Here is a 13,239-nt window from a genome sequence, read left to right on the forward strand (position 1 = left end):
TTCGGTCAGAATTGTACATGTTAGACATTTCGTGGACAAAATTCGCACAATTTCATGAATAGATATATTTTCATTAATCCCTTTCAGATTGAAAAAAGCTTCAGCGGCATTCCAAAAATTGCGTTAATAGGATGAATGTCATAGTTAGTCATGCTGAACTTGTTTCAGCATCTCTCGTTTTGATTAGATCCTGAAATATATTCAGGATGACCGGGTTGTGGTTGGATTAAATTTTTTAGTTGTTATGTCATTCCCGAAATCAATAGTCGGGGATCCAGAGTTAAAAGCATGGATTCCCTATTAAGCCCGTACTCGAACGTTTCTATCGGGTAGCATTAGGGAATGACAATAAGGGGTTAGCCTTGCCCTCAGTTTCATCGAAGGGTCGAAGTGCCTGTGCTGAGTTTATCGAAGTGCTCGCAGACATAAAAGGAAAAAACTTTTGGTGAATAATTTAAAATGAAATCGATATGGAGCGTAGCTCGTATTACATTTACCGAGGCAATAAGGGATAGGATCCTTTACAGCTTAATTCTGTTTGCCATCGTGATGATATTAAGCTCTCTTATCTTTGCGAGCATATCTGCCGAGCAATATAACAAAATAGTCAAAGACCTGGGGCTAACAGTAATCTCCCTCATGGGAATTATCATTTCTGTATTTCTCGGAATGGGGCTTGTCTATAAGGAGATTGAAAAGAAGACAGTATATAACATATTTTCGAAACCTGTTCGAAGATATGAGTTTATCCTCGGGAAATATCTTGGACTTTCCTTTACGATACTTGTGAATACCTTAGCGATGGCTCTCATTCTCACGCTCATTGTACTCTATATAGGGTTTAAACACGGAGGGTTTATAAGTTACTATTATGGCGGGCTCTATTATTCACAGTTTTTTAAGGCTGTGTATTTTGAATATCTTGAATTTCTTGTTGTAATTGGTATAGCTTTGGTTTTTTCAAGCTTTACCACGCCTGTCATGACTCTACTCTTTACGTTTTTCCTTTTTGTCATTGGTCGCTTTTCGAGCGATATAAGGCTATTTGCCGAGCAGGTCAATAACCCAATCATAGGCCACATTACACAGTTCATTTACAGGGTAATGCCTAATCTTGAAAAATTTGACGTGAGAAGCGAGGCGGTTTACGGAGGTGATATAGGCTGGACACTTATATTGTATACCACGGCCTACGCATTAATCTATACCATTGTTCTTCTCATTCTTTCGATAGTAATATTTCAAAAAAGAGAATTCAAATAGGATAATGACAGGCTCTTTCGGCAAGGGTTCAATTGCAGGGATAATTCTAGTAATTTTATTGATAGTCGCTTCTGTTCCTTTTCAACGGAAAATTGATAACATTAGGGGAAGGTTCAGGTCGATCAAGGAGACTCTGTATTTGTCTTCTTCGGCCCTTAGACGAATCTCACTGGGTTATGATGATTTATTGGCTGACATTTATTGGTTGAGGGCGCTTCAATATTTTGGGGGAGAGAGATTTGACGAAACGGATCCGGCCCTGCTTTATAAATACTTTGACATTCTGACAGATCTGGATCCGAAATTTGTAAATGCCTACAGGTATGGAGGAACATTCCTCGCCGAGCCCCGGCCATTTGGACTGGGAGATGTGGCACATGGTATGAAGCTCTTTGACAAAGGGAGAATGAACAATCCCGACAATTTTCGTATACCCCTTGAGCAGGGTTTTGTTTATTATCTAAATCTTAAAGACTATAAAAAGGCTTATGAACTCTTTAAGGAGGCATCGGATAAACCGGGACTTTCGGACCTTAGACGGGCATACCTCAAGGGGATGGCCGCTTCTGCACTCGCGAAGGGGGGGAATAGAGACCTTTCAAGGCGGATTTGGGAGTACATATATGAAGATGCCCCGGATGAAGGTCGAAAAAGCTTTGCCTTATTGAATATAAAGGAGCTGGACACAATGGATATGGAAGACGCTCTGACCGGGGCATTGAGAGCGTATTTAGACCAGTACAATAAATTTCCGTTAAATCTTGAGGAACTTAAGACTACGGGAATAATAGAAGAGATACCTAAGGAACCTCTTGGAGGAGAGTTTGTTATAGTGAGAAAACTCAAAGAGGTCAAGAGCTCTACCTTTATAGATCAGAAACTCAGGGTCAATCCCGCCTACCTATCTTCTAAGGCTTATAAATTTAAGAAATTTTTTGGAAGGTTTCCTGACGATCTAGGCGAACTGAGGAAATTTATAGAAGAACGAACAACTGGAGATTTCCCCCCCCACCCGTTGGGCGACGAGTATACTTACAACCCTGAAACCGGAATTGTAAGGGCTAAGTAATCATTCCTTGCGTTACTCAAATTCCCCAATTCGGTACCGATATTGTAATATATTGTACGCCTTGAAATGAACTTCAAAATTAAAGGTTTAAAAATACTTGATTGTATTTTAGGCAGAGCGGCAGGTTCTCTTGCAAGGGCTTTTATTCAGCCGAGATCAGGAGAAAGTAATCGGACACAAAATTTCTCAGTTACCACCGAATCACAAAAAAAACTAAAGATACTTGTCATAAGACCGGGTGGGATAGGTGACGCAGCCCTTCTATACCCCTTTTTAAAGGCTTTAAAAGGGCATTTCAATAATTCTGAAATAGATGTACTTGCTGAAAAGAGGAATTCGGGAATTTTGGTCGGTTGTCCGTATATAAACGACGTATTCTTGTATGACTCAGGACCTTTTTTTGCACTTTATAAAACTCTCAAAAAGAATTATGACATAGTCATTGACTCGGAACAGTGGCATAGGTTATCTGCCGTTTTTGCTTACTTAACGAGGGCGCCGATAAGGATCGGGTTTGCTACCAACAACAGATCTGAACTCTTTACACATGCGGTTCCTTACAGCCAAGATCAATATGAGGTCTTTAGCTTTCTGAATTTAGCTTCAACAATTACCGGAGATAATTACGAATTTAATAATATGTCGCCATTTATACCAATTGATCGAAAACTAGTATCGAAATTTAGTCTTCAAATTAATGGACTACGGAAAAGATGCGCTGCAATTGCAGGGATATTCAGCGGGGCAACAATACCTGAAAGGAGATGGGGAATAAGTAAATTTGTGGCGCTAACAGAAGGCTTAATAAATGAGGGTTTTGGAATTGTGATCATCGGAGGAAATGAGGATTTAGATGATTCAGTTAAATTGGAGGAAATCGCTAATGGTGATGTTACTATCAACTATGCCGGGAAGACCTCCCTAATCGAAACCGCGGCAATAATCTCCCAGCTTGATTTATTGGTATCTTCAGATACCGGGCTTATGCATATTGCCTATGGTGTGGGAACACCAACAGTTTCTCTCTTCGGTGCAGGAATACAAAAGAAGTGGGCTCCAATTGGCAACAGTAACATCGCATTGAACAAACGTCTTCCCTGCAGTCCCTGTACGAGGTTCGGATACACTCCAAAATGCTCTTACGAGGTGAGATGTCTTAGCGACATCTCGGTTGAAGAGGCAAAAGGGGCGGTGTTGGAACTGGTCTCCCGGTTGGAAGGGCATAATTAGCGGCGAACTTCATTCGACCCTTCGATAGTTCGACAGGCTCACTACTCAGGGTCAGGACAGGTTAGGTTTGCATTCTTAATGTTTTATCCATGCGGGGTTGGAAAACCTCGCCTATCGTAATTAATGACAATATTTATTATGGATAGTCGGGACATTCTTGTCCCGATAGGTTTCCGTCTCATTGATTTTATGTAGGGCTAAAGCCCTCCGCTACATTTTTGCAACATCACATGTGTAGAAAGGACATAACTTTTCCCCTAAAAGGCTAAGGGATTGATCTTCTCCCTTTCCCCATTGATGGGGAATAAAGATGGGGGTCTTACCTTTCCCCGCAGCCTAGTTCACTCTCGATTACTTCCTCTACAATATCAATATGCCTCAACACCTCATTATTCCAAAATCTTATTACCTTAAAGCCTTTTTCTTCCAGCCACCTATCCCTTATTGCATCATGAGACCTCTTTTCATCGTGCTGTCCTCCGTCCACTTCTACAATTAATTTCTTCTCTATACAAACAAAATCAACAATGTAGGGCCCTAAGGGATGTTGCCTCCTAAATTTATATCCTCCGATCTGACGAAGACGGAGATGAGCCCACAATTTTCGTTCTGCTTCTTGAGGATTTTTTGTCAATTCCCTCGCTCTATTAAGAAGCATTTGTTAACCCCCATCCTCACCTTCCCCCTTTATGAAAGTGAAAGGGGGAAGGGATAATTTTTAGATTTCCTGCACTTTTTAGGCGGATTAAGGTACTTGTAATGAGTTATACGACCACTATTAGTCTCGCTGGTTGCCAAGAAAAATTATCGATCTCTCACTCCAAATTGGGAGGAAAATCTTTCTTTCCCTTGAAGTGGGAAGATTTCGTTTTGGGGGGAGTTATTTAAACCCCCTTTTCCTCAAGGCCTTCAGGCAGTTCCCCAAAATAGGGAGATTCTTCCCCATATAGAGCCTTTATGTGCTCCTTGGGCATATCAGGCATGTCTTCTGTAAATCCAAACATCCTGCATATGTGCTTAATCTCCTCCTCTCTTCCGGGAAGCGGGTCCATTGGCTGAATCATTCTTTTCTCTTTTAGATCTTCCTTTACTCTTGTATCTTCTTTTAGGGGATTACCATAGGTGTTAGAATGAAACAACCTATCAAAACGCTTTCTGGGTCTCTGCCCAGGGCTTTCAAGTGGATAACCAACTGCCATGAGCCATATTGGGACGACATTATCGGGTGTTCCCAGAACCTTCGGAAACTCGGCTGGTTTTCTACCTGTGGCGAGAAGGCAACACCCAAGACCAAGCTCCGTAGCCATCAGGAGTGAATGAGCTATTGCCTGGCCTGCCTCAATCCTTAAAAGATCCTCTGTTCTGTCACGGGGAAAGCTCATGAGACGGGGATATGTTACCTCTGTAAGAAGTTTATATGTCCATCCATGCGCGGCGCTTATAGCCCTTGCAGGGAAGAGCACAGCAAATGATTGGACTAACTCTTTATACCATGCATCGAGATTTAAAAGCCAGGCTATGACGATTGGTGCCTGTCTGAGATGAATTTCATTAAAAGGCGAAGCGCACTCAACAATCTGTTCGAATTTGTCTTTTGGATAAGTTTTTTTATCTATAACGATGGCTTCTGTCGAACCGCAGTTACCCTGACAGGATGCATACCTTGCAGCCTGTAGCATCATCTGAATCTTCCATTCTTCAACAGGCTTCCATGGTTTAAAGAACCTAATGCTTCTCCTCGAACCTATAGCTTCAAAGAGCTCCATAACAATACTCCTCCTAATCTTATTAATCTATTTTTGCTTCTATCAATGTGAGTATATCACTTAACAACCCGTATTGCAGCAAATCAGACTACAATTTCAAGAAAATCCTCAGCTACTACAACATCGACATCTACTTTATTTCTCGTCCGAACCAAAAAATCTCTTTCATCGCAGACAGGGTATAAATGGGTGAGTATTATCTTTTTTGCGCCTGATTCATTCGCAACCCTGCTAACCTCGGTCGGAGTGAGATGTCCTTCGACCTTTAATTCGTCTGGCATTGAACATTCAATCAACAAAATATCGGCGTTCTCGGCAAGTTTGACCAATGATTCTGAATAGTCTGTGTCTCCAGAATATACCAGCGATTTACCTTCAGAATCAATCCTGTATGCAAGGCTGTTTTCTGTGTGGAGGGTGTGTGCTGACTTTAGGACAAAATCTTCAAGTTGTAGCTCGTTTTTGTCGATATCGTTTACTATGAGTTCTTGTGGTACGATCCAATCACTGTAGGCCTCTTTTAAAGCCGAGAAAAAACTTATGAATCCTGGTGGTCCCCATAATTGTAATTGTTTTTCTCTTGTCGATCCGTATGAATATCTAGTGGCAAACAAAAAAGGTATCAAATCGGAAGTGTGATCAGGATGAAAATGTGTTATAAATACGTGATCTATGTCTAAATAGTTAATTCCCGCCTTTCCAAGCTTCCAGGTGGCTCCATTGCCACAGTCTAGCAGTATTGTCGACTTTGAGAGTTGTAATGCATAGGAGGAGGAACCTCTCCTATGATAGGGAACGCAGGTGCCAGAGCCAAGAATAGTTAGCTTCATTTTTTTATAACTAGTATTCGGGTAATTTATAAATACAATTTATCGATCAAATAAGTGTCGGGCAAATTGGGATGAAGCGTATTATAACTTTAACCACGGATTTTTGTAATAGGGATCATTATGTGGGTTCGATGAAAGGGGTTATTTATTCGATCAATCCCGATGCCACTATTACGGACATTACGCATGAGATTCCGGTTCATGATATCTTCAGTGCGGCTTTTACCCTCAGAAGCTTCATTCCGTATTTCCCCAAAGAAACGATAAATATAGTGGTTGTTGATCCTGGCGTAGGCAGCAGCAGAAAACCAATTGCCTTGGAAGCGGATGAAAAATTTTTTGTGGGCCCTGATAATGGAGTTTTTACCTATGTTATTCTGGAATCAGAATCGTTAAGGGCATATGAAATTTCTAACCCAAAATACTTTCTACCAGATGTAAGTTTTACATTTCATGGAAGGGACATATTTGCACCTGTTGCCGCGCATCTTTCTCTGGGTATTTCTATTGAGGATTTGGGGGAGAGATTACTTGATCCATTCATACTTGAAATAAAAGAGCCTGAAATAGGAGATAGAGAGATAGTAGGCGAAGTGATTTTCGAGGACACATTCGGGAATCTTATAACAAATATACCCGGTAGTATGATCGATTCAGATTCTAGGCTATCCGTGTGTGGTATTGTAATAAATGGGGTTTGCAAATCATATTCTCAAGCGTCGGAGGGTGAGCTTTTAGCAGTCATAGGTAGTTTGGGATTTCTTGAATTATCCGTTAATAAGGGACGGGCTTCTGATTTGATTAGATGTAGATCTAGAAAGGTTTATGTCAGGAATAATTAGATTGGATTTTCACTTGAAAATGTAACGCATTTTCTCATGGCGTAATTCAGTTTATTAGAACCGTCGTGCTAAGGTATAATAAAAATATAATTTGTATATTATCATATATCTAATTTTACGCATCGAGTATTAAATGATTTAGGAAATTTTGTTCTGTCTTATGGAAAGGCTTACAGAAAGGATAAATAGTTTTGTCTCACCTTCTGTCCCAAGAGAACAGCGGTTAATGGCTGCCAAGGGGCGTATAGCTGTGCTACCTAAAGAGCTTGTTTTAATACTTTACGTCCTTTTGAGGGACAACGATGAAGAAATAAGTAAACTGTCGGAAGAGACTATAAAATCTCTGCCAGAGGGCACCATATCGTCTACACTTTCGGATGAAATGACTCCTCCTGAGCTTCTTGATTATTTTGCAAGATCATCCTCAGATATGAACCAAATCAAAGCCATAATTGTGAATCACTCAACCCCCGACTCTACGATTGAACATATTGCCAAGACGGTACATAACCAGAATCTTCTCGAACTTATAGCCAGCAACAAAGAACGTATGTTTCGATCTGAAGGTATAGTTGAGGCCCTATGCAGTAACCCGTCATTGAACCGTTCCACAATGGAGGAATTAATCTCATATTTAGGGCAATATTTGATCGATGAGGATAAAATCCCTGATTTTCCTAATGAAGAGTTAGCAGAAAATTCTTCGGGTGATAACCAGGAATCTCGTGTAGCATATGATAAGCAATTGATAGACTTCAGTTCCAACGTCATTTCAGATTCACAGGACATCTTTCTCGATAAAATTGAATTATCTGAGGATCTCATCAGTGAAACCGATGAAGAAGCCACCGAAAAGAATAGAGATACACTGTTCAATAAAATAAAGGGGATGAATTTTTCTGAAAGACTAAGGGTCGCTGTACTTGGTAACAGAGAGGCGCGTTCTATATTGATACGTGACCCGAATAGGATTGTAGCTTGTTCCGTGTTGAAGAATCCAAGGCTAACTGAATCAGAGATTTTGCTTTTCGCTCAATCAAAGGTGGTCGATGAGGAGGTATTAAGAGCGATTGGCGAAACTCGTAAGTGGATTAGGCTTTATCAGATAAAATATAATTTAGTCAGTAATCCTAAAACACCATCACACATATCGCTAAATTTTATGCGTTATATAAGGGACAGAGACCTAAGAAGCATCATGAATGATAAAAACATTCCCGGTGTTATCACGACCGCAGCTGCCAGAGTTATAAGGGAAAGAGGAAAAAGAAGTAACTGATATTGTAATAAGAATCTAACATTAAAACTTATATCGATGAATATGAATATCAAAGAGGATAATTTTGACGTGTTTAATGTACCTGAGAATCTTTCTGGACTGAGAGCGGATGTTGCTGTTTCTCATCTCCGTTCCGATCTTACTCGATCACAGATCAGAAGACTAATAAGTGAAAAAAGCATATTGGTAGAAGGTAAGGCTATAAAACCTTCAAAAAGGGTTATCGGTGGTGAGGTGATATCCGTCATCATCCCTCCTCCCGAACCTTTGAATGTTCAACCGCAGGATATAGAAATTTCGATTATATACGAAGACGATGAAATAATTCTGGTTAATAAACCTCCCGGATTAGCGGTTCACCCGGGTGCCGGAATAAGAGATGGCACTCTGGTAAACGCACTACTATACAGATGTAATGGTCTATCCGGAATTGGTGGAAAGATTAGACCAGGGATAGTTCATCGACTCGATAAGAATACCTCCGGAATAATTGTGGTTGCAAAAAACGATTTTTCGCATCAGCACCTTGTTAACCAGTTTAAAGCAAGGCTAGTAAAAAAAATGTATATAGCTCTGGTTGTAGGGGAAATTGAAAAAGACTCAGGTACCTTTTCGTCTCCTATAAGCAGGCATCCAACAAATAGGATTAAGATGACGACAAAGACAAAAAAAGGGCGAGAAGCCTTGACTAGCTGGAGAATTTTGAAAAGATATGATCAAGTCACTTTGGTTGCAATTGAGCCGAAGACTGGTAGGACTCATCAGATCAGGGTTCACTTCGCAGACAATGGATTTCCACTCCTTGGGGATGACGTATATGGGCCAAAGAGATATAGAACTCAATTCTTGGAGTATGTTTCAAAGAAACTAGGACGGCAAGCCCTTCACGCTTCTAAGCTCTGCTTCAAGCACCCAAAATCGGGAAATAGAATGGAGTTTTCTGCACCTCTTGCGGAAGACTTAATGGATGTTATTGGGCTTTTTCAAGAGAAAACTTAACCTTTTAATGAATCCCATTATATCACAAAATTTGTCGAATATTGGTAGGGTAGTACATGGATTCTTAAACAAGAATTTTGTTGGGGATATTGATGAAGCCGCACATTGCTCTGGGCTGAAAAGGATTTATACGATGAGACAGATTCACAGTGATATTGTATTTCTCCTGAATGATGAATTAACAAAAGAGAATAGGAAAGAAGGCGACGCTATTGTAACGAGTATGAGGAATCTCGGAGTCGGGATTTACACAGCTGATTGTGTTCCTTTGCTCTTGGTTGACGGGGAAGCGAAAGTTGTAGCTGCTGTACACGCTGGTTGGAGGGGCACTCTTTCTGGGGTCGTGAATAGAACTATTAAGAGGATTGAGAAAGACTATGGAATCCTGTCTTCTAAGGTTTCCGCAGCTATAGGGCCATCGATTGGTATGTGCTGCTACGAGGTTGGCGAAGAGGTAGCCGTCCAATTCATAAAGAAGTACGATAAGTGGAGTGAGTTTTTGTATAAAAAGAATAATTCGAAATACTTTATTGATTTAAGAATGGCTAACGTTAGGAACTTGCTTGACGCAGGAGTAGCAAATTTTGAAGTTATGGATATTTGCACTATGTGTAATAGAGACTTTCACTCTTATAGAAGGGAGGGTAAAGGGGTTGGTAGGCAACTGAGCTTCATTGGCCTGGTTTAGTGCTATTAAATATGCTGTTATATTTATCATCCTTTCTTAATCATGGAGAACTGAAAGAAACAACTGGAGGTAGGAATGATACAGATTATGTGCTGGCTCGATGCCGAGGACTACATGTATTTAAAATCGATTGGCGACAAGAACATTGCTATAGACTATTACGGCTATATATTTGAAGTAACGGGGGGCTCAGAAACAACGGGAGGAAGTACTACGGTAAAACTAATGGTTATTGAGCTGATAAATGCAAAGTTAGCCGTGGGTTTCGCACTTCCAATTGAATTCAAGATCGATGGTGAATTCCAGCTCGGGTTTATATCACACGAAAATCCGACTGAGGACATTCCAATAGTTTGTAAGTTGTCAAATGAGGTAAAGAGGGCATCATATATGGGAGACGATAATGAAAAGCTAGAGTATATTGGCTTTTCGTTGGAGAAATTTTATGAGAATAAAGATGTTAGATTTTATCTACATGATCTGAGGGGGAGCCGCAAGCCGGATAAATAATGTAAAAAATTTCGGATAGATGAAAATTTCAATGTAATCCGGATGTGCTATGGTTAATGTCTTTAAACTACCTCCTCATTGTACAATTAATGTTTCGTTCCCGCTCTGTACTTTAACTAGCGAATTCCCTGCAGGCTGCAGGGTGATTCATTTCAAGCTGATAGATTCATCTAGCTGATGTGGAATTTGATTTTAATTTAGATAGTTGTTTTAAAAAGGAATTACCTCTGAAAAAAAGACGATTTCCCTTAAAAAATGAAAAAAAGCGATGTGGAGGAGATGATCTGAATGGGGAATAAAGAGAAAATAGTTCTTGCTTACTCGGGCGGGCTTGACACGTCTGTTATATTGTGCTGGCTAATCGAGGAATATAAAGCCGATGTCATTGCATACATAGCGGATCTGGGACAGGGTGAGGATCTGAACGAGATCAGGGAAAAGGCCATTAAGACAGGCGCAACGAAGGTTTATGTTGAGGATCTTAGAGATGAATTTGTTAAGGATTTTGTATTCGCCGCGCTTAAGGGGAATGCCGTTTACGAAGGAACTTATCTACTCGGTACCTCCCTTGCAAGACCACTCATTGCTAAGAGTCAGATGGAAATAGCTGAGAAAGAGAATGCATTCGCTGTGGCCCACGGATCCACAGGCAAGGGCAATGACCAGGTTAGATTTGAGCTTACATACTACGCAATTAATCCAGAGATTCAGGTAATAGCCCCGTGGAGACAATGGAATCTAAGATCAAGAAACGATCTTATTTCCTATGCAAAGGAGCATGGGATTCCGGTACCTGTAACTGTCAAGAAACCTTACAGCTGTGACAGGAATTTATTCCATACCAGTTACGAAGGAGGGATACTCGAGGATCCGTGGCAACCCCCTCCCGAGGATATGTTCGAAATGACTGTTTCACCGGAGGATGCACCGGACGAGCCCACCTTTCTTGATATTGCTTTCGAGGAAGGAGTTCCGGTGAAATTGGATGGTGAGGATCTATCTCCAGCGGATCTCCTCTATAAATTGAACGAAATTGGTGGAAAGAATGGAGTAGGCAGGGTCGATATGGTAGAAAACAGATTTGTTGGTATAAAGTCAAGAGGGGTTTACGAAACTCCCGGTGGAACCATATTACAGACTGCACATAGAGCCGTGGAGTCCATAACAATGGATAGAGAGGTTATGCATCTGAGGGACTCACTGATACCAAAATTTTCTGAGTTGATTTATTATGGATTCTGGTATTCATCAGAGATGGAAATGATTAGAGCGGCAATTGAAGAGTCTCAGAGAAATGTCACGGGTACTTCAAGGTTAAAGATATATAAGGGGAATGTCACTGTCGCCGGGAGAAGATCCCCCTATTCACTCTATCAGAGGGATCTGGCAACCTTCGAGGAAGATTCAATTTACAATCAATCTGATGCGACTGGCTTCATTAAACTTAATGCGCTCAGGCTTTCAGTGAAAAAGCTAATAGAGCGAAATAGAAAATAATGAACTTAATGCTACCTTCAAAAAAATCCTTATCTAGTTGGCCGCGAATGAATACAGAAGAGTTCAGTTACCGCCTGCCTCCTGATTTAATAGCTTTTTATCCTGAGGAAAGGAGAGATTATTGCAGTCTAATGGTTGTAAACAGGAGGAATGGAAGAATTGAGCATAAAAGGTTCTATGAACTCGCAGGTTTGTTGAAGGAAGGGGACTTGCTAATATTAAATGATACAAGAGTCATTCCGGCAAGGCTGTGCGGTATGAGAAATTCTGGGCAAAGGATAGAAGTACTCCTCGTTGATAAGATCAATCCCTGTAGATGGAGGTGTCTGGTAAAAAATCCAAAGGACGAAATGGAGATAAGATTTGAAACGGGATTAAGTGGTAAATTAAAAAAGAACGGTAGAAACGAGTGGTTTATAGATTTTCAAAGTGGAGCTGATGAATATATAGATCACCGTGGCAAAATGCCGCTGCCCCCTTATATAACTCGAGAACCTGAAGAAGCGGACAAGGTTTATTATCAGACCGTTTATGCAAAAAAAAGTGGGGCAATAGCAGCTCCCACTGCTGGTCTACATTTTTCAAATGAACTATTGAGCCAACTAAATCATATCGGAGTAGAAATAAATTATCTGACACTTCATGTAGGTATTGGGACCTTCCAGCCTGTCAGGACTGAACACGTTGAAGATCATCATATGCATGAGGAATATAGGGAGATTTCTGAAGAGGCATCACAGGCAATAAATCGAGCAAAGCAAGAGGGTAGGAGGGTGATTGCTGTGGGTACGACTGTTGTTAGGGCCTTAGAATCGAGCATTGATCATTCAGGAAATGTCAAAAATTCGTCCGGATTTACGGACCTCTTTATATATCCCGGTTTTCAGTTTAGGCTTGTAGATGCCTTGGTAACTAATTTTCATTTACCAAGATCCACACTGATGATCTTAGTCACAGCATTTGCGGGTAAGGAGCTTATTTTTAGGGCTTATAAGGAGGCAATGGAGAAAAAGTATAGATTACTCAGCTACGGCGACGCTATGCTTATAGTTTAACTCGCTGACAATATTAAACTTATTCAATCCCGTTCCTTCCAAGTTAATAATCGGAAATCCAAGACCCTCTGTCGTTCTCGAAATCCTTTACCGGGAATCCCTATAGAGGTCATTTGTCATCCTCGAATGTTTTAATCGGGGATCCATCGTTTAATTTTTTTATTTTCTTTGTCTTGATACAAAGAAACAAAAATCAAGGGCTGACAAAAAA

At 40.6% G+C, this 13,239-nt stretch carries 13 protein-coding genes; 10 read left to right on the top strand and 3 right to left on the bottom strand.

Features of this window, described 5'->3' with window-relative positions; translation table 11 throughout:
* Positions 1–459 precede the first annotated feature (459 nt).
* The 3 genes from VGA95_00235 to VGA95_00245 all read left to right on the top strand — a co-directional run bounded on the left by VGA95_00235 (position 460) and on the right by VGA95_00245 (position 3,562).
* Positions 460–1,263 (top strand): ABC transporter permease, encoded by an 804-nt coding sequence (locus VGA95_00235; protein HEX9664971.1) that lies wholly within the window; start codon positions 460–462, stop codon positions 1,261–1,263.
* Positions 1,264–1,267: 4 nt separating this feature from the next.
* Positions 1,268–2,332 carry a hypothetical protein gene (locus VGA95_00240; protein ID HEX9664972.1) on the top strand — a complete coding sequence of 355 codons (1,065 nt, stop codon included), beginning with the start codon at positions 1,268–1,270 and terminating at the stop codon, positions 2,330–2,332.
* A gap of 66 nt (positions 2,333–2,398) precedes the next feature.
* A complete protein-coding gene (locus VGA95_00245; GenBank protein HEX9664973.1) occupies positions 2,399–3,562 on the top strand; it encodes a glycosyltransferase family 9 protein in 1,164 nt (387 codons plus the stop codon).
* 319 nt (positions 3,563–3,881) lie between these two features.
* Here the strand turns inward: VGA95_00245 and VGA95_00250 are convergent, their stop codons facing one another.
* From VGA95_00250 to VGA95_00260, 3 genes are all read right to left on the bottom strand, one after another.
* Positions 3,882–4,220 (bottom strand): endonuclease domain-containing protein, encoded by a 339-nt coding sequence (locus VGA95_00250; protein HEX9664974.1) that lies wholly within the window; start codon positions 4,218–4,220, stop codon positions 3,882–3,884.
* Positions 4,221–4,446: 226 nt separating this feature from the next.
* The gene (locus tag VGA95_00255; GenBank protein HEX9664975.1) at positions 4,447–5,328 is read right to left on the bottom strand and encodes a nitroreductase family protein; all 882 of its coding nucleotides are present in this window, start codon (positions 5,326–5,328) and stop codon (positions 4,447–4,449) included.
* A gap of 83 nt (positions 5,329–5,411) precedes the next feature.
* On the bottom strand, positions 5,412–6,158 hold the full coding sequence (locus VGA95_00260) for a ribonuclease Z (protein ID HEX9664976.1): 747 nt from the start codon (positions 6,156–6,158) through the stop codon (positions 5,412–5,414).
* A gap of 71 nt (positions 6,159–6,229) precedes the next feature.
* Between VGA95_00260 and VGA95_00265 the strand changes: the two genes are divergently transcribed.
* From VGA95_00265 to queA, 7 genes are all read left to right on the top strand, one after another.
* Positions 6,230–7,000: an SAM-dependent chlorinase/fluorinase gene (locus VGA95_00265; protein HEX9664977.1), complete on the top strand. Its 771-nt coding sequence runs from the start codon at positions 6,230–6,232 to the stop codon at positions 6,998–7,000.
* A gap of 160 nt (positions 7,001–7,160) precedes the next feature.
* On the top strand, positions 7,161–8,279 hold the full coding sequence (locus tag VGA95_00270) for a hypothetical protein (GenBank protein ID HEX9664978.1): 1,119 nt from the start codon (positions 7,161–7,163) through the stop codon (positions 8,277–8,279).
* A 42-nt stretch (positions 8,280–8,321) separates the two neighbouring features.
* Positions 8,322–9,278 (top strand): RluA family pseudouridine synthase, encoded by a 957-nt coding sequence (locus tag VGA95_00275; protein HEX9664979.1) that lies wholly within the window; start codon positions 8,322–8,324, stop codon positions 9,276–9,278.
* 7 nt (positions 9,279–9,285) lie between these two features.
* Positions 9,286–9,966, top strand: a complete 681-nt coding sequence (gene pgeF / locus VGA95_00280; protein HEX9664980.1) for a peptidoglycan editing factor PgeF — start codon at positions 9,286–9,288, stop codon at positions 9,964–9,966.
* A gap of 75 nt (positions 9,967–10,041) precedes the next feature.
* Positions 10,042–10,476, top strand: coding sequence for a hypothetical protein (locus VGA95_00285; protein HEX9664981.1), 435 nt, complete (start codon positions 10,042–10,044; stop codon positions 10,474–10,476).
* Positions 10,477–10,764: 288 nt separating this feature from the next.
* A complete protein-coding gene (locus tag VGA95_00290) occupies positions 10,765–11,973 on the top strand; it encodes an argininosuccinate synthase (GenBank protein HEX9664982.1) in 1,209 nt (402 codons plus the stop codon).
* Between the two features lie 47 nt (positions 11,974–12,020).
* The gene (gene queA / locus VGA95_00295) at positions 12,021–13,028 is read left to right on the top strand and encodes a tRNA preQ1(34) S-adenosylmethionine ribosyltransferase-isomerase QueA (GenBank protein ID HEX9664983.1); all 1,008 of its coding nucleotides are present in this window, start codon (positions 12,021–12,023) and stop codon (positions 13,026–13,028) included.
* Positions 13,029–13,239: the final 211 nt, after the last annotated feature.

Source organism: Thermodesulfobacteriota bacterium, assembly GCA_036397855.1.
Classification (GTDB): Bacteria; Desulfobacterota_D; UBA1144; order Nemesobacterales; family CSP1-2; genus DASWID01.